The following is a 21,688-nucleotide window of genomic DNA, read 5'->3' as shown; positions in this document are numbered from 1 at the left end:
TGCAGCGATCTGGCTACGGGCACGCAGCCCGGTAAAAAGGGCGGCAGGCGCATACCGGCCTGCCTTCAATCGGCTCTCAGTCCTGCTTCAGGACCCACAACAGCTCGTGACGGCGCACGGCCTTGCGGAAGAATTCGTTCTCGCCATAGGGCGACGGCCTACGGCCCGCCAGCAGTTGCTGCAACCACCTACGCACTCGACGCTTGAACGGCGCTGGCGGCTGCAGGTCGTGCATCATGCCCAGGGCCATGGCCTTGTCCTGCTGCTGGCTCAAGGCGAGGGCGAAACTGCACGGCACCAGCTCCACAGCGCCATCGAAACGCGGCGGCAGCGCCACGCCAGCGCCGGAATCGCCCATGGGCCAACGGTCGTTATCATGCAGGTGATTGGCGTAGCCGAGCAATGTGTCGGGCTGCCACGCCAGGCCTTGCAAGGCTTCCAGCACTGCCGCATGGGCGCAGATATGGTCGGCGTGGGGGTCCAGCAACGGCGTGGGCAACACGATGACCTGGGGCCGCGCCTTGAGCAGCAAGGCCCGCAGGTCGGCGATCAGGTTGTTCCAGGTCGGCGCGCCATCAGCATCGCCAGGCAAGGCAAAACCATTGAACTGGCGAAACAGCCGCGTATCGGCCAAATCGGCTTCGCGGGAGGCTTGAGGCTGAGCCGGCGAGGCCTGCATGGCTTGCAACTGCATGCAGAAGTAGCCCAACTGCACGCACTGCGCCTCGGGCACGCCCGCCCAGCGCGGCACCGCGACGCTGTCCCAGGCCCGCAAACGGCCCTTCAGGCGCGCTGCTTCAGCCTTGGGCAGGCCCATGTGCCGATAATGCTCGGCCTCGATTTCACCGGCCGTCAGCGTGACGATCCAGCTTTCAGCCGCCTGGCTGTAAAGGCTGAACGCAGCCAGTTCGGCATCGTCGGCATGGGGCGCGATCACCATCACGCGTTGCTGGCGATAGTCCGGCTGGCGAAAGCGCCACAGCGTCGGCTGCCCCTTGATCCGGCAAAAACGCCCGCGCAAGTGGAGCTTGCCCGCGGCCAAGGCCTCGGCGGCGCCGGTCAGGTTCAGATAACGCCGCCCAGCGACGCCGCGCTCGAAGGCTTGCCGGTCCGGGCTTGCCAGGCCCAACAGATCCACCGCGGGGTCGAAGAAACGCCCCAGCCAGGTACTTTTCAACTCAACGCCGACGATCAGGGTTTCATCCGCCGCCAACGGTGCATCCAGCAGCAGCCGGCCCGCCTCCAGGCGCAAGCCGGGCTGTTCGCTGCCGGCCGGGAACGCGTACTCATAGCTGTCTTTGGGCGAGTAAAACAGGTGATCGGCAAACCAGGCTTCATGGGCGGCCCACAACAGCACCGCAAGGATCAGCGGCAGCCACCAGGCAACCAGTACGCCGGTGGCGACCAGCACCAGCACGCCGATCAATAGCGCAATACGCTTGTTACGCCGATGGCGCTTGAGCAGTTGCTGTTTACGGCTCATACACTGAACACCGGCACCGGGTTGCACCAGCGCTCCTTGTATTCGCGGTCGGAACGCCCGAAGGAAAAGCGCAGCGACTTGTTCGCCGCCCGCGCCTGTTCCCAGGCACTTTGGGTATTGAGAAAACTCAGCACGCTGCCGGGGCTGAAGGCGCGGGTTTCCGGGTCGACGCCGCCGTTGACATACTCGGCGCTGAACCACTCGTTGGACTGCACCTGATACACCAATTGCACCGCAATCGGCGCGTCGTTCAGAAACAGCACCGAGCCGAACAGGAATTCCTTGAGCAGCTCCAGCACCTCGGCCAGGCGCGCCGCGCCCGCCGCCGGAAAGCCCCAGCGGCGTTGGAACAGGTCGCAATAAATCGCCGCCAGTTCTACGCTGGAAAACTCACTGACCGCCCGTACCACGCCGCCCGCCTCTTCCAACAGGCGCAGTTCACGCCGCTGGTTGTAGCGAAACTTCTTCGACAGGTCTTCAGGAGTGCGCGCCATGGCCAACTGCTCGGCCTGGGGCTTGAGGGTGCTCACGCGCCCCTCGTTCAGCGCCGAGAGGTAGCGCGCGCGATGCCGCAATGGCACCTGCGCATCAGCGGCAATCGGCAGGATGATCTCGGCGTTGCCCAGGTCAAACAGGCCTTTCTTGCCGCTGCGCTTGAGCACGTCCTTGGACAGCGCCAGGTCGCGTCCCCAAGTGGCGATTGCCCCCTTGAGTTCACCGCCTTGCTCCCAGCCCAGGTAGCGCACGGGTATCTGCGCCAGGCCGGCCAGCCGCTCGATCACCTGGGGATGGGTCGCCACGCTGCCGCCGTAACGCTGCCAGGCCTGGGCGTATACCTCGGCCTCGACAGGCGCCCAGCCACGTTCACGCCAGCCCTGGAAGCGATTCAGCATTTAAACCACGGCGTCATAAGGGTCCACGCCGTCCTTGACCACCAGGATGTCTTCCATGATCAGGTACTGCAGGTCCGAGCCGAAGAACATGTTCAGCGCGTCGGTCGGCGAGCAGATCATCGCTTCGCCACGACGGTTGAGCGAGGTGTTCAGGGACACGCCGTTACCGGTCAGCACTTCCAGTTCTTTCATCATGTCGTAGTAGCGCGGGTTGTATTCGCGCTTGAGCACCTGGGCGCGGGAGGTGCCATCTTCATGGACTACTTCCGGCACACGGGTCTTCCATTCTTCCGACACTTCAAAGGTGAAGGTCATGAACGGCGCCGGGTGATCGACCTTGATCATCTGCGGGGCCACGGTGTCGAGCATCGACGGGCAGAAAGGCCTCCAGCGCTCGCGGAACTTGATCTGGTGGTTGATGCGATCTGCAACGCCAGTCGCACTTGGGCAACCGATGATCGAACGACCGCCCAACGCACGCGGGCCAAACTCCATGCGGCCCTGGAACCAGGCCACCGGGTTGCCGTCGACCATGATCTTGGCAATGCGCTTGGGCATGTTCTCGATCTTGCGCCAGTGCGGCTTGCTCTCGTGCTTGGCGCACGCGGCAATCACGTCTTCGTTGCTGTAGGACGGGCCGAGGTAAACGTGCTCCATCTTCTCGACCGGTACGCCACGGGCATGGGACACATAGGCAGCCGCGCCAACAGCGGTACCGGCATCGCCGGAGGCCGGTTGCACGAAGAGTTCTTTGACGTCGTCACGGGCAATGATTTTCTGGTTCAGCTTGACGTTCAGCGCACAGCCGCCGGCGAAGGCCAGCTTGCCGGTATCCTTGAGGATGTCGCCCAGGTAGTGGTCAATCATCTGCAAGGCCAGTTTTTCGAACAGCGCCTGCATGCTGGCCGCGTAGTGGATATACGGCTCGTCGGCGATGTCGCCTTCGCGCTTGGGGCCCAGCCACTCGATCAGTTTTGGCGAGAAGTAGAAACCCTTGCCCTTCTCTTTGTAGCGGCGCAGGCCGATGACGTTGGCGTAGTCGGTGTTGATCACCAACTCGCCGTTCTCAAAGGAGGCCAGGCGCGAGAAGTCGTATTTGCTGGCATCGCCGTACGGCGCCATGCCCATGACCTTGAACTCACCGTCGAGCATCTCGAAACCGAGGAACTCGGTGATTGCGCCATACAGGCCGCCGAGGGAGTCCGGATCGTAGAATTCCTTGATCTTGTGGATCTTGCCGTTTTCGCCGTAGCCGAAGAAGGTGGTGGCGTACTCGCCCTTGCCGTCAATGCCCAGGATCGCGGTTTTTTCCTGGAAGCCCGAGCAGTGGTAGGCGCTGGAGGCGTGAGCCAGGTGGTGTTCAACCGGTTCGATCTTGATTTTCTTCGGATCGAAGCCCAGTTGCTCCAGGCACCAGACGATCTTGTTGCGATAGCGCTTGTAGCGACGGTTGCCCATCAGGATCGCGTCGAGGGCGCGGTCCGGGGCGTACCAGTAACGCTTGGCGTAGTGCCAGCGCGCCTCGCCGAACAGGCTGATCGGGGCGAACGGGATCGCCACCACATCAACGTCCGAAGGCTTGATGCCGGCCTGTTCCAGGCAGAACTTCGCCGACTCGTAGGGCATGCGGTTCTTTGCATGTTTGTCGCGTACGAAGCGCTCTTCTTCGGCGGCCGCAATCAGCTTGCCGTCGATATACAGGGCTGCGGAAGGATCATGGCTAAGGGCGCCGGACAGGCCAAGAATCGTCAATGCCACTGGGGTCTAGCCTCTTTTAGTCTGCATGCAGGCGCATCGCGCCTGAAAAAAGTGTGCTTCCCGCCGGGGCGGGAAACAGCTAAAGGGCGGGATTATAGCTTAAAAGCAGGGGGAAGCTGTTAGCGGCAAGCGCCAAGCTCAGCGGGCAATTAGAGTTCAATGCTGCCGTCGGCGCTTTGTCGGTAAATGGTGTACGGCAGCAGCAGCGTGTCCGTGATACCGGAGAGGGGGATGTCTATGAGCGTCCAGGGCACGCTGTTTACTATTACATCGCTGCCGGAGTTCGGCGGGCCATTCAGGACACACAGGTTATAAGTCACCCCACTGTAGACACGTGGAACGGACTGGCAATAGGTTTTGCTGGCCTTGAGCGACCGAACGGTGACGGCATCGTCACGAAGCGCGGTGGTCACCGTTCCACAGCCAGCCATCGTCAACGCGATGCACGCCAGCAGCAGTAATTTCATGCTCGTTGTGCGCATGTTTTTGGCTCTTCTTTTTTTGGAGGAGCCGAAATCTAGCAGCTCAAGCCTCGCAAACCCAACGAATCAGCAGCCTACCGGCGCCGTCGCAGCGCGTGGGAAACTTCCTGTTCCGCCCAGTGGCCGGTGAATTCGGCAAAATCGGGGGGAGCCGTTAAACTTGCGACATTTGCGCCTACGCCACTCCGTCGCGCTGCGCCACAGACCCGGCCCCCTCATGACATCATCCACTCCCTCCCGCCTTGCCCTGCTCTTGCTGGGCCTGTGCAGTAACGCCCACGCCGACGATGCGCCGCTGATACTTGACCCCAGCGTGGTCACCGGTTCGCGCAGCGCTAGCCCAACGTTCGATTTGCCCTACTCCGTGGACGGCATCAGCCGCGAACAGATCAGTGACGGCCAACTCGGCATCAACGCCTCCGAAGCCCTGTCCCGCGTGCCCGGCCTGGTGGTGCAGAACCGTCAGAATTACGCGCAAGACCTGCAGATCTCGTCCCGAGGCTTCGGCGCCCGTTCAGCATTCGGCGTGCGCGGCATCAAGCTGATCGCCGATGGCATTCCCGCCAGTACCCCGGATGGCCAGGGCCAGGCCGCGACGTTCAACCTCGACACGGCCGAGCGCATCGAAGTGCTGCGGGGCCCGGCGGCGACGCTGTATGGCAGCAACGCCGGGGGCGTGATCCAAATGTTCTCTCGCGACGGTGAAGGCCCGCCGCGTATCGGCGCCGAAACCCTGCTGGGTAGCGACGGCCTGAACAAGAACCACCTCAGCGCCGAGGGTGCAGCGAACGGCGCCGGGTTTGTGCTCGACGCCTCGCGCATGGACACCAACGGCTACCGCGACCACAGCAGCGCGCGCCGCGACCAGACCTTCGCCAAGCTCAATTTCCAGCCCGATGACGACAGCAAGCTGGCATTGATCTACAGCAGCCTGGAGCAGAACGGTACGCAGGATCCGCTGGGGCAGACATGGGATGCGTACAAGGCAGACCCTCGCTCGGTGAGCGCCAATGCGCTGAACTACAACACGCGCAAAAGTATCGATCATCAGCAATTGGGGCTGAATTACGAGCGGTATTTCGGTAGCGCGACCTTGCAGGTCAATGCCTATACCGGGCGCCGCAGTGTGATTCAGTACCTGTCGATACCAGGCGGCAGTGACTCGGACAAACGTGGCGGTGTAGTGGACTTCGACCGGACGTTCTACGGTGGCTCCGTCCATTGGCTGCAACCCATTACCAGCGCACCCGGTGATCTGACCTTGATCACCGGTCTCGACTACGACCGCAGCCAGGATGATCGCCAGGGTTACTCAAATACCGTCAACGGCATACACGGCGTCAAAGGTGCCATGGGCCGTGATGAAATCGACACCGCCACCAGCCTCGACCCTTTCGTACAGGCCAACTGGTTGCTGGGCGACTGGACTCTGCAAGCCGGCTTGCGTCACAGCACTATGAAGATGGACGTGGACGACCACTTCATCAGCGATGGCAACGACAGCGGCAGTAAGACTTACCAGAAGAACACCCCGTCGATCAGCGCCATGTACGCCTTTACTCCCGACCTGCACGCTTATGTAAGCGCAGGCAAAGGCTTTGAAACGCCTACTCAAGCTGAGTCAGCTTACTCAAACACTTCGAACGGCTTTAACTTCAACCTCAAGCCGTCTGTCAGCAAGCAGTATGAGGTTGGCGTGAAGGCGCGCATCGGCCAGGACACGCGCCTTAATGCTGCTCTATTCCAGATCACCACGGACAACGAGTTAGTGATAGCGCGATCAGATGGCGGGCGCTCTACCTACCAGAACGCCGGCCGCACGCTGCGCCGTGGCTTCGAACTGGGTGTGGAAAGCCAGCTGAGCGAGCACTGGAGCACCAGCCTCGCCTATACCCGCCTGCAAGCTCAATACGACAGCGACTTCATCAATAACGGGAAAACCATCGACAAAGGCAACTACCTCCCCGGAGTGCCACAGACCACCCTGTTCGCCGAACTGAACTGGAAACCACGGGACTGGGTCAGCACCGCCATCGAAGGCTTGTACCGCAGCAAGGTCTACGTAGAAGACACCAACCAGCAACACGCCGCACCGGCCTACAGCGTCTTCAACTGGCGCGCACGGTTTGAGCAGAAGGTCGAGCATTGGACCTTTCACCAGACCTTGCGCCTGGATAACCTGCTGGACCGTCAGTACGTAGGGTCGGTGATTGTGGGGGATGGCAATAACCGCTATTACGAAGCGGCGCCGGGGCGCTCGTGGTATGCAGGCGCTGGGGCGCAGTACCAGTTCTGAATGCGGCGCCTGGACGGGCGCCATCGCGGGCAAGCCCGCTCCCACATTTTTACCGCGTTCACAGATCAAGTGTGGGAGCGGGCTTGCCCGCGATAGGTTTAACTGCCGACACCCGCCTCTTTGGGCAAGCGCTGGTCAATCACCTGGTACAGCGCACTGCCCTGCGGCCAGTTACGCATAAATCGCGCACGGTCTTTGGCATACGCAGGGGCGAAGCTGGACAGCGAGGTGTGCTGGCACATGGCATCCAGGTCGATCATCGCCCAGCGCCCGTCGTTCCAGAACAGGTTATGGCCCTTGAAGTCCCCATGGCTGATGCGTTCGCGGATCAACTCGGCAAACAACTGGTCCAGCGCCTGCAACTCGCTCTCGGGCGCCTCGCCGCTTTCCACATACGGCGCAAAGCGCTCGATAATGTCCGGCCCGGGCAGGTATTCGGTGACCAGATAGGCGCGGCTGCGCAACCACAGGAACCGTTTCTCCAGCACCGCCAGCGGCTTGGGTGTGGCGAAGCCCAGGAAGGCCAGGCGATTGCCTTCGCGCCAGGAGTGCCAGGCGCGACTTGGGCGCCAGAAACGCTTGAGCCAATGGGCAAAGCCCTTGATGTTGTAGCGTTTGATCACCAGCGGTCGGCCGGCCACGTCAACCTTGGCCACGCTCGCCGCGCCACCGGTCTTGTACAGGTGCCCCTGGTCGAGCAACGCATCGGCCTGCTCCAGCACCGGCACCATGGCGGCTTCTTCTTCGCGGCGGATCGCACGCAAGCCAAAAGCGCCGCGCACCACGCTGAACAGCGTGCATTCGCGGCCGGTCTTGTCCAGGTAGTCTCTCAAACGCCAGGCGCTGACTTTACGCACCTGCTTTTCCAAGGCTTGCATTGGCAAGGCGTGTTCGCCGTTGGCCAGCAAGTAATACACCAGCAACTCTTCGGTAAAGGGCTCGAGGTTCTTGGGCAGTTGGGCGAAGAACACACCGAGGTTCTCCAGCACTCGATTGCGCGACAACGGCTTGCCCGCCTCTTCGACACGAATACCGGCGCCATCGATCAAATACAGCTTGCCATCCTTGCGCAGCAGGTTGTCCAGGTGCAGGTCTTCTTGCCACAGGCCCTTGGCATGCATCTGGGCAATCGCGCCCAGCGCTTCGGCGAGCACAGCGGTTTGTTCGTCCGCCAACGGCGGCAGGTTTTCGACGGCGAGCCAAGCGTCGGACAGGCTTTGGGCCCCCTCGATAAATTCAAACAGCAGCCAACCGCCCTCGCCGTCCTGCAAGCCATCGGCCAGCAGCAACGGCGTGGTCAGGCCCTGCTCAGCCAACAGGCGCACCCCCGTAAGCTCACGCTGAAAATGCCGCGCCGCCTTGTTGCCCACCAACAACTTGGCCAACACCGGGCGACCCCGCCACACGGCGGCGCCCACATAGCGCTGCCCCGGCAACACCCGCAAAAGGCTCAGCAATTGCAATTGCCCAGGGCCGGCGGCATCCGCCAGGTCGAGGGTCAGTGGCAGGCCGGGGGTACGCCCAGCCGTTTTCAGCTCGGATAAACGCATCAGCGGTTCTCCTTATGGCTGCGGCGTGCGGTCAGGCGCTGGTGCCAAGTGGCGACCAAGGCACTGTCCTCGGGCTGCTCAAGGTACGCCGCCAGCAGTTGGCGCACCTGCGCATCCGACCATTGCGGCGCGCGGCGCAGCAGCGGTTCCAGGTCCTTGACCCGGTCACGCCAGCCAAACAGCAACGGGCGGGTTTTCTCCAGGTCGATCAACTGTGCGGCGTAACCCTCACCGGCAGGCTGCAGGAAAATATGCTTGGGGTAAAAACAGCCATGCACCTGCCCGACGCTGTGCAGATGACGCGCCAGCTTGCCGCACGCCAACAGGATCGCACTCTGCTGGGCCGCGCTCAATTGCGGCCACTGCTCCAGCAACGAATCCAGGTCATTCCAGCCATCCAGCGCACGGGTGAGCAACATCGCCCGGCGCTCGCCCTTGACCTTGCGCTCACCGAAGAACGCCGCTTGCAGGGCCGGGATGCCGAGCTTCCGATACAGGCTGATGTTGCGAAACTCGCGGGCAAAACTCGGCTCGCCAAACGGGCGATGCAAGGTGCGCGTGAGGTAATTGCTCTGGCGTTTGAGGTAGTAACCCTGCCCCTCAAGCTCCAGGCGATACACGCTGCTCCAACCGTCGCCGCTGGTGTTCGGCTCGTCCACCGCATCCAGTTGCTTGGCCCACAGCGCGTCGAAGGTCGCCAGGCCGTTGCGCTCAAGCAGAGCGCGGTCTTCGGCCGCCAGGAAGTCACTCATTCGCGTCCCTCGAAAAACTTCACCACATGGCGAATTCGCTGTTTGTCCGACGCGGTCAAGTGCGCGCGCTGGCGATATTGCAGGTAGAAGCGCAGGCGCTGGGTGGCCGACAAGTGATACTTGGCGACTTTATCCAGGCAGGCCAGGTCTTTGGTGATGCGGTACTTGAGCCAGAAACCGCGCCAGAAATCACCGTTGGGGCAGTCGATCAGGTACAGGGTGCGCTGGTCGTCCACCAACAGGTTGCGCCACTTCAAGTCGTTATGGGTGAAGCGGTGATCGTGCATGGTGCGCGTGTATTCGGCGAGCTGGCGGCTGATGCCATCGACCCACCGAGGGTCTTTGAGGCGCTCATCGTGACGCTCGGCCAGCACCGACAGATCTTCGGTCTTGGGCAGTTCACGGGTGATCATGGCGCCTCGGTTATAAGCCAGGCCCTTGCGGTCCAGGCCCCAGGCCACCACGTCGGCGGTGGGGATGCCCCACTTGGCGAAGCGCTTGAGGTTCTGCCATTCGGATTTCACCCGTGGCCGGCCCAGGTAACGACGCAGGCCCTTGCCGGCGCCTACGTAGCGCTTGACGTAATAATTGACCCCGCCACGTTCCACCCGGATCACTTCCGATAACGGGTCGCGGGTCAGCCGCTCGCCTTGCAGGGCGAACACCGCGTCCAGGCTTCCAAAGTCATCCGCCAGGGCGGCGTAGGCAGGTTCCAGGTTCCAACCCGCCATCAGATCGCATCCCCGTATCGTTGTTTACGCGCATACAGCTTTGCAGCCATGCGTCCCAGCGCAGACAGCAGCGCGGTTTGCTCCGCCAGGATCTGGCGCAGCGGCTGCTGGAAATAGGCCTTGAGAAAACGCAGCTTGTCACGCTGGGTCAAGCCGATCTCCAACGCGGAGTAATACAGGCCGGCCAGGTCTTTGTTGCGCCAGCGCACGGGGATCGTCGCACGCACCTGGGCACGGTGCAGGTCGATCACCGACAGCTTGAGGTTGTCGACGCTGATGGGCCGGTCGGTGTGCAACAGGAAATGGCACAGGTAGCAATCACGGTGGTTGACGCCGCCGCGGTGCATCGCGCCCACGGTACGCGCCAGCTCAAGGGTCAAGGCATGCTTGATGGCCGGCACGGGCGGTTGCTTGACCCAGTCCAGGGTCAGGTCTTCCAGGCTGATGATGGGGGTCAGTTCCTGGGTGATGATGAACGAGTGCTGGTCGGCCGGGTTGCTGCCTTTTTCACCGAACGCCACGGCGGTCATGGTCGGGACGCCAAGCGCCTGCAAACGCTGGATCGCCACCCACTCCTGGCCCGCGCCCAATACCGGCAATTTGGCGGTGACCAGGTTCTTGAGGATTTCGCCCCAGCCAATGCCACGGTGGATCTTCACAAAATAAGGCTGGCCCTCGACCACCGTACGCAACGTACGGCGAGCGGCCAGCTCGCGGAACACCTGGCCTTCCAGCTTCTCGACCTCGGCGAACGCATCGCGCCCGTCCCAGAGGGTCTTGAAGGGTTCGGCTAGAATCAACTTCATCGGTTTGGCTCCGCCAGAATCAGGTCCGCAGCGTACTGCGGCATGCTAAAGAGGTCGGCCGTCTCAGCGAAGGCCAGACCATTGCGACTCCAGGTCGCACGCGCTTGTGGGTCGTCGAGCATATCGACCAGATACTGGTTGAGCTGGGTTTGCTCGAACGGCTCGTCCAACACCCGGCCGCTCTGGGCCTTGTCGATGTAGAACGCATAGCCGCACACCTGGCTCACCAGTACCGGGAGGCCGGCGACCACCGCTTCGACCAGCACCATGCCGGCCGCCTCGTTGTACGCGGGGTGAATCAACAGGTCGGCCCCCAGCAGGAAGCGCGGAATATCATTGCGGCCCTTGAAGAACTGCACCTGGTCGCCCAGGCCCAGCGCCGCGCTCTGCAATTGGAATACTTTGGGGTCGTCCTGGCCGATTACAAATAGCCGGGTGCGTTTCTTCAGGCGCGAAGGCAATGCGGCCAGCGCCTTGAGGCTGCGGTCGACGCCCTTGGTCTTGAACCCCGAACCGATCTGCACCAACAGCAAATCATCTTCAGCCAAGCGAAATTCAGCGCGAAACTCGGCGCGGATCTCGGCGGCGTTCGGCGGCGCTCGGCGGTCGCGGGCGATACCCGGTGGCAGCAGGTGAAAGCGCTCGGGCTGGGTGCCGTAATACTGGGTGAACAGCTGTTGCTGATGCTCGGACAACACCATGATCTGCGTCTTGGCGTTTTTATCGAATACGGCGCGCTCGTATTCGGCAAAGTGCTTGTAGCGCCCGAACCAGCGATACATCGGGTTGCGCAGGGTCTGGGCCTTGTCCTCGAACACACCGTCGGCGGCAAAGTACAGGTCCAGCCCCGGCATCTTGTTGAACCCCACCACACGGTCCACCGGGCGCTTGGCCAGGTCGGCCTGGATCCAGGCGTAGAGCTTTTCGTTGCGGCGGTGGTTGACCAAGGCCTTGACCGGCGCCACCAGCACTTCAAAGCCTGGTGGGATATCGCCTTCCCAGATCAGGGTGTACACCCGAATGCTGTGGCCGCGCTGCTGGCACTCCAGGGCGATGCGCATGAAGTCGCGCTGCAGGCCACCGAAAGGGAAATACTTGTACAGAACAAAAGCCAGTTGCATCAGTGCTGCTCCTCGGCCAGTAACAACGTGCTCAGCCGGTTTGCGACACGCTCAGGGTTCAAGCGCGTGAAGCACAGGGGCGATTCGCGCGCGATGTCGAACCGTCGCAGGTCGTCGGCAGTGGGTTGATACGTGCACTGTTTTTGCAGGCAAGGCGCACACGGCCAGTCGCTGGCCAAGTGGATCTGGCCTTTGCCGTAGGCGCCGGTGAGGCCTGGGTTGGTGGGGCCGAACAGGGAAATGGTCGGCACATCCAATGCGGCCGCCAAGTGGCCGAGGCCGGTGTCGACGGCCACGCAGGCACGGGCGCTCGCCAATATACGGGCCACGCCCGCCAGGTTGAGCTTGGGCAACACTTCGGCGTTGGGCAGGCCCAGGGCCAGGCGTTCGGCCCGCGCCTTTTCGGCGGCGTTACCCCACGGCAGCTTTACGTCCACGCCCAGGCGACCCATGCGTTCAGCCAGCTCGCGCCAATAGGCTTCAGGCCAGTGCTTGGTGTCCCAGGTGGTGCCGTGCAGCAGCAATACGAACGGTTTTTTCGGCGGCAGGCCGAGCAGTTTTTCGACGCTCAGGCCGTAGTCGCCCAGACGCTGGGGCAGGTCGTAGCCCAGGGCCACGGCGAACAGCTGGCGCAAGCGCTCCACCGCATGCTGTCCACGGGCCACGGCCAGGCGCCGGGAGTAAAAGCGCGCAGCCAGCGGTTCTCGCGCAGAATCTTTGTCGAAGCCGGCGATGGGCGCCCGCACATAGCGGGTCAGCCAGGCGCTTTTGAGCAAGCCCTGGGCGTCGATCACCAGGTCATATTTGGTCGACTGCACCGCCTGCTTGAAGCGCCGCCATTCACCGCTCTTGACGGTTTGCCAAAGGTTTTTGCGCCAGCGGCGGATCGCCACCGGGATGACCTTGTCCACCGCCGGGTGCCAGGTGGGGATTTCGGCAAAGCCTTCTTCCACCACCCAGTCGAACCGAATGCCGGGAATCGCCCGCGCTGCGTCGGTGAGCGCCGGCAAGGCATGGATCACGTCGCCCAGGGATGAGGTCTTGATTACCAGAACCCGCAACTCAATGAACCTCGACCACGTCGCCCTGCAAACGCTGCAAGGCATCGGTGACCGGCTGGGGCAGCAACTGGCGCAGGCAGTTGTAGTGGCCGAAACGGCAGGTACGCTCAAAGCACGGGCTGCAATCCAGGCCCAGGCGCACCACCTCGACCTTGTCGGCCAACGGCGGAGTGAAGCCTGGAGATGTGGAGCCGTATACGGCCACCAGCGGACGGTTCAGCGCCGCCGCCACGTGCATCAGGCCGGAGTCGTTGGACACCACCGAGTCGGCGCACGACAACAGGTCGATGGCCTCGGCCAGGGACGTGTCGCCACTGAGGTTCACCGCCTCCTCACGCAGACCGGGAATCAGGCGCTGGCGGATGTCTTCACCCACCGAGTGATCGTTCTTGGAACCGAACAACCACACCTGCCAGCCTTCGCGGATCTTCGTCTCGGCAACTTTGGCGTAATGCTCCGACGGCCAGCGCTTGGACTCGCCAAACTCGGCGCCAGGGCACAAGGCCAATACGGGCCGATCCAGGGTCAGGCCAAACTTGGCCAGCGCGGCGTCGCGGGTCACCGGGTCGATCTGCAAGCTGGGGCGCGGGTACGGCTTGGGCAGTTCAGCGCCCGGCTCGTAGGCCAAAGCCATAAAGCGTTCGATCATCAACGGGTAACGGGCTTTATCCAGGGTGCGCACGTCATTGAGCAGCACATAGCGGAACTCGCCGCGCCAGCCGGTGCGCTTGGGGATACCGGCAAAATACGGCACCAGCGCCGACTTCAGCGAGTTAGGCAGCAGGATCGCCTGGTCGTACTGGCCGGCCATGGATTTGCCGATACGTCGGCGGGTCGCCAGCTCCAGGGCGCCGTGGCCGAGCGGGAAGCTCAAGGCCTTGCGCACCTCTGGCATACGCTCAAGGATCGGCCGGCTCCACTCAGGGGCGAGCACGTCGATCTGGCAGTCTGGATAGCGCAGGCGCAGGCACTGAAACAGTGTCTGTGCCATCACCATGTCACCGACCCAACTGGGCCCAACGATCAGAATATTCATGTAGTTTCCACAAACGATGCGGGGAGGCTTATGCCTCCCCGCCCTAATAGTGTTGTCAGCTCAAGCCCAGCGCTTGCCAGATTCGCATCACCTGCCGCCGCTCGTCGGCGAACTGGTCCCCGGCTACCGTGCCGGCCTCGTTCTGCAACGCCTGGCGGTGCGCGGCTGAGCGGTAGGCCTTGTACACCTCTCGCAGCAAATGGGCATCGGCGGCGGGCATCAGCCCGACCTGCTCCAGGCCCTCCAAAATGCGGATATTGTCGGTGTAGCGCAGCAACGATGGATGTTGCGCAGACCACGCCAAAGCCGCGTATTGCACCATAAATTCAATATCGACGATACCTCCGGCGTCCTGCTTGAGGTCGAACAGCGCCGTGGCCTCGAAGGCGTTGGCGCCCCTGCCGGCCGTCGTGGCCTTGGTGCCCAGGTTGTCGCGCATCTTGGCACGCATCTCGCTGACCTCCTGGCGCAGCTTCTCCAAGTCCCGTTCACGCCCCAACACATTAGCCCGTACCTGCTCGAACGCCTGGCCCACATCCTGGCTGCCCACCAGCACCCGCGCGCGAATCAGGGCCTGATGTTCCCAGGTCCAGGCTTCATTTTGTTGATAGCGGTCAAACGCACCCAGAGAACTCACCAGCAAGCCGGAGGCGCCGGAAGGTCGCAGGCGCATGTCCACTTCATACAACTGGCCGGAGTTGGTCTGGGTGGTCAGCAGGTGAATGATGCGCTGGCCCAGGCGTGTAAAGAATTGCGCGCCATCGATCGGCTTGGCACCGTCCGTCTCGGCCTGGGGGTCGCCGTCATGGATAAACACCAGGTCCAGGTCCGAACCATGCCCCAGTTCGATGCCGCCGACTTTCCCATAACCGACAATGATGAACCCAGGATCGCACAGGGTGCCGTCCAGGCGCTGCGGCGAGCCGTGACGGGCGACGGTCTGGCGCCAGGCCAGGGCCAGCACTTGTTCAAGAATGGCTTCGGCCAGCCAGGTGAGGTAGTCGCTGACCTTCATCAACGGCAGGCTGCCAGCGATTTCCGAAGCGGCCACCCGCAGGCGGTGCGCCAGTTTGAAATGGCGCAAGGCTTCCATCTGTTGCTCAAGGTCATCTTCGGGAATGCGCGTGAGGCGCTCGCGCAACTCCGCCGCCAGTTCCGGCGCCAGCGGCGGCTTGAACAAGCGGCCTTCGTTGAGCAATTCATCCAGCAACAGCGGGAAACGGGTGATCTGTTCGGCGATCCACGGGCTGGCCGCACACAAGGTCAGCAGGCGGCGCAGGGCGTCGGGGTTCTCGGTCAGCAGTACCAGGTAGGCCGAACGCCGGGCCACGGCCTCCACCAGCGGCAACACACGCTCCAGCACCAGGTCCGGGTTGGCATGTTCGACGGCCTGGGCCAGCAGGCGCGGGATAAACGCATCCAGGCGTTCGCGCCCCAGGCGCTGCATGGCGCGCAACTGCGGGCTGGCGCGCAGGCTGGCCAAGGCCTTGAGGGCCTTGGGGGCATCGGTGAAACCGCCTTCACTCAATTGGCGGCACGCGGCGTCGTCGTCCTGGGATTCCTCCCACAGCGGCAACCATTCACCACCGACCACCAGCTCGCTTTCTTCGCCCTCTTCCTCATCAGGGTCGGCAATCACTTGGCGAAAGTGCCAGTCCACACGGCCACGCCAGTACATCAGGCGCTCGTGGAACGCGGCCCAGTCACTGAAGCCCAGCATAAAGGCAATGCGCGCCTGGTCTTCGGGGCTGTCCGGCAGCATTTGCGTCTGGCGGTCGGCAATCGCCTGGATCGCATGTTCGGTGTAACGCAGAAATTCGTAACCGCTGCGCAGCTCGGTGATCACCGCCGCGGGCAAATAACCCTGGCCTTCCAGCGTGCCCAGCACGTTCAACAGCGGGCGTTGCTGCAGGCTGAGGTCCCGGCCGCCATGGATCAACTGGAAGGCCTGGGCGATAAATTCCACCTCACGAATGCCGCCCGCGCCCAGCTTGATATTGTCGGCCATGCCCTTGCGCCGCACTTCCTGCTGGATCAGTTGCTTCATGGTGCGCAGCGCTTCAATGGCCGAAAAGTCCAGATAACGGCGATAGACAAACGGGCGCAGCATGTCGAGCAGTTGCGCGCCAGCCACCTGGTCGCCGGCCACCACCCGCGCCTTGATCATGGCGTAGCGCTCCCAGTCCCGGCCCTGGTCCTGGTAGTACTGCTCCAGCGCGTTGAAGCTGAGCACCAGGGCGCCGGCCGAACCGTAGGGACGCAGGCGCATGTCGACGCGAAAGACAAAACCGTCGACGGTCATCGGGTCCAGGGCCTTGATCAGTTTTTGACCCAGGCGAATAAAGAACGCCTGATTATCCAGGGCACGCTTCACGCCCACCGTCTCGCCGCCCTCGGGGTAGGCGAAGATCAGGTCGATATCCGACGACAGGTTCAGCTCCACCGCACCGAGCTTGCCCATGCCGAGGATGACCATGTGCTGCGCCTCGCCGCTGCGTGCGCCGGTCGGCGTGCCGAATTGGGAGCAGTGGCGCTGGTACAGCCATTGATAGGCCTGGTCGATGCAGGCGTCGGCCATGTCGGACAGGTCGCGACAGGTTTGCACCAGGTCGGCCTGGCGTGTGAGGTCGCGCCAGATGATGCGCACCTGCTGGCGCGTGCGCTGGCGGCGCAGTACGCGGCCCAGCTCGTCTTCTGTTTCGGCCTGTTGCACGGCGCCAGCTATCTGGCTGCACAGCTCGCCGGGCGCAAACCCGCGGTCCAGCTCGCCCCAGGCCACCAGTTCCAGCAACATCAAAGGGTCACGAACACTCTGTTCAATGACGAAATCACTGGCGGCGCACACGCGGGCAAAGTCGGCCCACCGTTGCGGCGTCCACGCATAAAGGCCATGATCGTCGTCGAGCGCGGCCACCGCGTCACGAAATGACTGCTCGGCCCGGCTGGCGTAAGGCAACAGAATGGCCGGCAGTTCGGCCAGCGTTGGAAGGCTCATGGTCTATCCTTGATCGGCGTGTAAATGGCGTGTAGCTGTGAAGGCAAGAGCCATGCTCGGTGAAGGACTGTCGAACAAAGGTTAGAAATAGCTGAAATTAAATTAATCTTGGCAGGCAACATCAAAGTTTCACCTTTTCTTGTTCGCAATAGACCAACAATAACGATTATGCTCACCAGCAAGACCGAGCCATACGCTCAGTCTTGTGTAGTTTTACTACTCGTATATACATTCGAAAGGCTGAAATGGCCGACGATTTGTAGTAAAACTACAGGACGCCGAAGCAACCTTCGGCCATCCAAGAATTTATGTCGTCTGCCCACAAGGCCAGTCGCAAACTTCAGGCAACCGATTCTGGTAGCCTTTCCGCCCTGGAGCAAGCCATGCAAGACCTCGATCCCGTCGAAACCCAGGAATGGCTGGACGCCCTGGAATCGGTTCTCGACAAAGAAGGCGAAGACCGTGCTCACTACCTGATGACCCGTATGGGCGAACTCGCGACCCGCAGCGGCTCGCAACTGCCTTACGCCATCACTACGCCATACCGCAACACCATCCCCGTTACCCACGAAGCACGCATGCCTGGCGACCTGTTCATGGAACGCCGCATTCGCTCGCTGGTACGTTGGAACGCCATGGCGATGGTAATGCGCACGAACTTGAAAGATTCGGACCTGGGCGGTCACATCTCCAGCTTCGCTTCCAGCGCAACCCTGTATGACATCGGCTTCAACTACTTCTTCCAGGCCCCGACCGACGAACACGGCGGCGACCTGATCTACTTCCAGGGCCACACCTCGCCAGGCGTCTATGCCCGTGCGTTCATGGAAGGTCGCATCAGCGAAGAACAAATGAACAACTTCCGCCAGGAAGTCGACGGTCAGGGCCTGTCGTCCTACCCGCACCCTTGGTTGATGCCTGATTTCTGGCAGTTCCCGACCGTTTCCATGGGTCTGGGCCCGATCCAGGCGATCTACCAGGCACGCTTCATGAAGTACCTGGAAGCCCGTGGCTTCATCCCCGAAGGCAAGCAGAAGGTCTGGTGCTTCCTGGGCGACGGCGAGTGCGACGAGCCGGAATCCCTGGGCGCCATCTCCCTGGCCGGCCGCGAGAAGCTCGACAACCTGATCTTCGTCATCAACTGCAACCTGCAGCGCCTCGACGGCCCGGTTCGCGGCAACGGCAAGATCATCCAGGAACTCGAAGGCGTATTCCGCGGCGCCCAGTGGAACGTGACCAAAGTCATCTGGGGCCGCTTCTGGGACCCACTGCTGGCCAAGGACGTCGACGGTATCCTGCAACGTCGCATGGACGAAGTCATCGACGGCGAGTACCAGAACTACAAAGCCAAAGACGGCGCGTTCGTGCGCGAACACTTCTTCAACACGCCTGAACTCAAGGCGATGGTTGCCGACCTGTCCGACGACGAAATCTGGAAGCTCAACCGTGGCGGCCACGACCCGTACAAGGTCTACGCGGCGTACCACGAAGCGGTCAACCACAAAGAACAACCCACCGTCATCCTGGCCAAGACCATCAAGGGTTATGGCACCGGTGCCGGCGAAGCGAAGAACACCGCGCACAACACCAAGAAAGTCGATGTCGACAGCCTGAAGTTGTTCCGCGACCGCTTCGACATCCCGGTCAAGGACGAAGAGCTGGAGAACCTGCCGTTCTTCAAGCCGGAGCCAAACAGCGCCGAAGCCCGCTACCTGAGCGAGCGCCGCACTGCACTGGGTGGTTTCGTGCCACAGCGCCGCGCCAACAGCTTCAGCGTGCCGACGCCAGACCTGAGCACCCTCAAGGCTATCCTTGACGGCTCGGGCGACCGTGAAATCTCCACCACCATGGCCTTCGTGCGTATTCTGGCGCAGTTGGTCAAGGACAAGGACATCGGCCCGCGCATCGTCCCGATCATCCCGGACGAAGCCCGTACCTTCGGTATGGAAGGCATGTTCCGTCAGTTGGGCATCTACTCCTCCGTCGGCCAGCTCTACGAGCCAGTCGATAAAGACCAGGTGATGTTCTACAAGGAAGACAAGAAGGGCCAGATCCTCGAAGAAGGCATCAACGAAGCGGGCGCCATGAGCTCCTTCATCGCTGCCGGTACTTCGTACTCCAGCCACAACCAGCCAATGCTGCCGTTCTACATCTTCTACTCGATGTTCGGCTTCCAGCGTATCGGCGACCTGGCCTGGGCCGCTGGCGACAGCCGTACCCGTGGTTTCCTGATCGGCGGTACCGCCGGCCGTACCACGCTGAACGGCGAAGGCCTGCAACACGAAGACGGTCACAGCCACATCCTGGCTGCCACCATCCCGAACTGCCGCACCTTTGATCCAACCTACGGCTATGAGCTGGCGGTGATCATCCAGGACGGCATGAAGAAGATGACCGAAGAGCAGCAGGACGTTTTCTACTACATCACCGTGATGAACGAGTCCTACCAGCAGCCAGCCATGCCGGCCGGTGTGGAAGAAGGCATCATCAAGGGCATGTACCTGCTCGAAGAAGACACCAAGGAAGCGGCGCACCACGTACAGCTGATGGGCTCCGGCACCATCCTGCGTGAAGTACGTGAAGCGGCGAAGATCCTGCGCGACGAGTTCAACGTCGGTGCCGACGTGTGGAGCGTGACCAGCTTCAACGAACTGCGCCGTGACGGCCTGGCCGTGGAGCGCAGCAACCGCCTGCACCCTGGCCAGAAGCCAGCCAAGAGCTACGTCGAAGAGTGCCTGGCCGGCCGTAAGGGGCCAGTCATTGCCTCTACCGACTACATGAAACTGTTTGCTGAACAAATTCGCCAGTGGGTCCCGTCCAAGGAATTCAAAGTCCTGGGCACCGATGGTTTCGGCCGCAGTGACAGCCGCAAGAAGCTGCGTCACTTCTTCGAAGTCGACCGTCACTTCGTGGTGTTGGCAGCCCTGGAAGCCTTGGCTGACCGTGGTGAGATCGAACCCAAGGTGGTGGCTGACGCTATCGTCAAGTTCGGGATCAACCCGGAAAAACGCAACCCACTGGACTGCTGAGGAGATTTTTTGTGAGCGAACTCATTCGCGTACCTGACATCGGCAGCGGTGAAGGTGAAGTAATCGAGCTGTTTGTGAAGGTCGGCGACACCGTCGAAGCCGACCAGAGCATCCTGACCCTGGAGTCGGACAAGGCGAGCATGGAAATCCCTGCTCCCAAGGCCGGCGTGGTCAAGAGCCTGAAAGTGAAGCTGGGCGACCGCCTGAAAGAAGGCGACGAACTGCTGGAACTGGAAATCGAAGGTGCTGCCGATGCAGCCCCTGCGGCCCCGGCTCCGGCCGCTGCTGCACCTGCACCAGCCGCTGAAAAGCCTGCCGCTGCCGAGGCTGCTCCAGCCCCGGCCGCTGCGCCGGCCGCCGCGACCGTCCAGGACATTCACGTCCCGGACATCGGCTCGTCGGGCAAAGCCAAGATCATCGAGCTGCTGGTCAAGGTCGGCGACACCGTCGAAGCCGACCAGTCGCTGATCACCCTGGAGTCCGACAAGGCCTCCATGGAGATCCCATCGCCGGCTGCCGGCGTGGTGGAAAGCATTGCGGTCAAGCTCGAAGACGAAGTCGGCACCGGTGACTTCATCCTCAAGCTCAAAGTACAAGGTGCTGCGCCAGCCGCCGCACCAGCACCGGCTGCTGCTCCGGCTGCCAAGGCTGAAGCGGCACCTGCCGCTGCTGCCCCTGCGCCGGCCGCAAAAGCCGAAGCTGCGCCAGCCCCTGCGGCTGCCGCACCTGCGCCAAGCGGTGCCAAGGTTCACGCCGGCCCAGCCGTGCGTCAGCTGGCCCGTGAATTCGGCGTCGAGCTGAGCGCTGTTGCAGCCAGCGGCCCTCACGGCCGTGTGCTGAAGGAAGACGTGCAGGTTTACGTCAAAGCCATGATGCAAAAAGCCAAGGAAGCTCCGGCTGCCGGCGGCGCTACCGGTGGTTCGGGCATTCCGCCGATCCGTACCGTGGATTTCAGCCGTTTCGGCGAAATCGAAGAAGTGCCGATGACCCGCCTGATGCAAATCGGCGCGGCAGGCCTGCACGCCAGCTGGCTGAACATCCCGCACGTGACCCAATTCGACCAGGCCGATATCACCGACCTGGAAGCGTTCCGCGTTGCGCAGAAAGCCGTGGCCGAGAAGGCCGGCGTGAAGCTGACCGTACTGCCACTGCTGCTCAAGGCCTGTGCACACCTGCTCAAGGAACTGCCGGACTTCAACAGCTCGCTGGCGCCAAGCGGCAAGGCGATCATTCGCAAGAAGTACGTGAACATCGGCTTTGCGGTCGACACCCCGGATGGCCTGCTGGTACCGGTCATCAAGAATGTCGACCAGAAGAGCCTGCTGCAACTGGCTGGCGAAGCGGCTGCGCTGGCTGCCAAGGCCCGCGACAAGAAGCTCACCCCGGACGACATGCAGGGCGCCTGCTTCACCATCTCCAGCCTCGGCCACATTGGCGGCACTGGCTTCACGCCAATCGTCAACGCGCCGGAAGTGGCGATCCTGGGTGTGTCCAAGGCCACCATCCAGCCTGTGTGGGACGGTAAAGCGTTCCAACCCAAGCTGATGCTGCCACTGTCGCTGTCCTACGATCACCGCGTGATCAACGGCGCCGCGGCTGCGCGCTTCACCCAGCGCCTGAGCCAGTTGCTGAACGACATCCGCACCATCCTGCTGTAAGTCACAGGACCTTCCTGTGACCGGGAAGGCCCTTGCC

The 21,688-nt window shown here is 62.3% G+C and carries 15 protein-coding genes; 3 read left to right on the top strand and 12 right to left on the bottom strand.

What is annotated here, in order from left to right:
• Positions 1-76: 76 nt before the first annotated feature.
• From DK871_RS21040 to DK871_RS21025, 4 genes are all read right to left on the bottom strand, one after another.
• Entirely contained in the window at positions 77-1,483 is a 1,407-nt protein-coding gene (locus DK871_RS21040) for a PIG-L family deacetylase (RefSeq protein ID WP_161906478.1), read from the bottom strand.
• Positions 1,480-2,376 carry a GNAT family N-acetyltransferase gene (locus tag DK871_RS21035; protein WP_032893887.1) on the bottom strand — a complete coding sequence of 299 codons (897 nt, stop codon included), beginning with the start codon at positions 2,374-2,376 and terminating at the stop codon, positions 1,480-1,482. The genes DK871_RS21040 and DK871_RS21035 overlap by 4 nt, the downstream gene beginning before the upstream one ends.
• Positions 2,377-4,134 (bottom strand): carbamoyltransferase, encoded by a 1,758-nt coding sequence (locus tag DK871_RS21030; RefSeq protein ID WP_161906477.1) that lies wholly within the window; start codon positions 4,132-4,134, stop codon positions 2,377-2,379.
• A 149-nt stretch (positions 4,135-4,283) separates the two neighbouring features.
• Positions 4,284-4,601 (bottom strand): YceK/YidQ family lipoprotein, encoded by a 318-nt coding sequence (locus DK871_RS21025; RefSeq protein ID WP_256677502.1) that lies wholly within the window; start codon positions 4,599-4,601, stop codon positions 4,284-4,286.
• Between the two features lie 232 nt (positions 4,602-4,833).
• Between DK871_RS21025 and DK871_RS21020 the strand changes: the two genes are divergently transcribed.
• Complete coding sequence (locus tag DK871_RS21020) at positions 4,834-6,912, top strand: TonB-dependent receptor (RefSeq protein WP_161906475.1); 2,079 nt, start codon at positions 4,834-4,836, stop codon at positions 6,910-6,912.
• A 98-nt stretch (positions 6,913-7,010) separates the two neighbouring features.
• Here the strand turns inward: DK871_RS21020 and DK871_RS21015 are convergent, their stop codons facing one another.
• From DK871_RS21015 to glnE, 8 genes are read right to left on the bottom strand one after another with little or no spacing between them, the layout of a single operon-like run.
• On the bottom strand, positions 7,011-8,462 hold the full coding sequence (locus DK871_RS21015) for a lipopolysaccharide kinase InaA family protein (protein ID WP_161906474.1): 1,452 nt from the start codon (positions 8,460-8,462) through the stop codon (positions 7,011-7,013).
• Positions 8,462-9,214, bottom strand: a complete 753-nt coding sequence (locus tag DK871_RS21010; RefSeq protein ID WP_161906473.1) for a lipopolysaccharide kinase InaA family protein — start codon at positions 9,212-9,214, stop codon at positions 8,462-8,464. Before DK871_RS21010 ends, DK871_RS21015 begins: the two co-directional genes overlap by 1 nt.
• A complete protein-coding gene (locus DK871_RS21005) occupies positions 9,211-9,945 on the bottom strand; it encodes a lipopolysaccharide kinase InaA family protein (protein WP_003187993.1) in 735 nt (244 codons plus the stop codon). Before DK871_RS21005 ends, DK871_RS21010 begins: the two co-directional genes overlap by 4 nt.
• Positions 9,945-10,751 (bottom strand): lipopolysaccharide core heptose(I) kinase RfaP, encoded by an 807-nt coding sequence (gene rfaP / locus DK871_RS21000; protein ID WP_161906472.1) that lies wholly within the window; start codon positions 10,749-10,751, stop codon positions 9,945-9,947. The genes DK871_RS21005 and rfaP overlap by 1 nt, the downstream gene beginning before the upstream one ends.
• The gene (locus DK871_RS20995) at positions 10,748-11,872 is read right to left on the bottom strand and encodes a glycosyltransferase family 4 protein (protein WP_161906471.1); all 1,125 of its coding nucleotides are present in this window, start codon (positions 11,870-11,872) and stop codon (positions 10,748-10,750) included. The genes rfaP and DK871_RS20995 overlap by 4 nt, the downstream gene beginning before the upstream one ends.
• A complete protein-coding gene (gene waaC, locus DK871_RS20990; RefSeq protein ID WP_161906470.1) occupies positions 11,872-12,933 on the bottom strand; it encodes a lipopolysaccharide heptosyltransferase I in 1,062 nt (353 codons plus the stop codon). Before waaC ends, DK871_RS20995 begins: the two co-directional genes overlap by 1 nt.
• A gap of 1 nt (position 12,934) precedes the next feature.
• Positions 12,935-13,969 (bottom strand): lipopolysaccharide heptosyltransferase II, encoded by a 1,035-nt coding sequence (gene waaF / locus DK871_RS20985; protein WP_032893896.1) that lies wholly within the window; start codon positions 13,967-13,969, stop codon positions 12,935-12,937.
• Between the two features lie 55 nt (positions 13,970-14,024).
• Positions 14,025-16,964, bottom strand: a complete 2,940-nt coding sequence (gene glnE, locus DK871_RS20980; RefSeq protein WP_161906469.1) for a bifunctional [glutamate--ammonia ligase]-adenylyl-L-tyrosine phosphorylase/[glutamate--ammonia-ligase] adenylyltransferase — start codon at positions 16,962-16,964, stop codon at positions 14,025-14,027.
• 383 nt (positions 16,965-17,347) lie between these two features.
• Between glnE and aceE the strand changes: the two genes are divergently transcribed.
• Positions 17,348-19,993 carry a pyruvate dehydrogenase (acetyl-transferring), homodimeric type gene (gene aceE, locus DK871_RS20975; protein WP_014716623.1) on the top strand — a complete coding sequence of 882 codons (2,646 nt, stop codon included), beginning with the start codon at positions 17,348-17,350 and terminating at the stop codon, positions 19,991-19,993.
• An 11-nt stretch (positions 19,994-20,004) separates the two neighbouring features.
• On the top strand, positions 20,005-21,651 hold the full coding sequence (gene aceF, locus DK871_RS20970) for a dihydrolipoyllysine-residue acetyltransferase (protein WP_161906468.1): 1,647 nt from the start codon (positions 20,005-20,007) through the stop codon (positions 21,649-21,651).
• Positions 21,652-21,688 lie beyond the last annotated feature (37 nt).

This window comes from Pseudomonas sp. L13 (assembly GCF_009935965.1).
Classification (GTDB): Bacteria; Pseudomonadota; Gammaproteobacteria; order Pseudomonadales; family Pseudomonadaceae; genus Aquipseudomonas; species Aquipseudomonas lactis.
The sequence above is the reverse complement of the archived record's forward strand: the minus strand, read 5'-3'. Positions and strand labels throughout refer to the sequence as shown.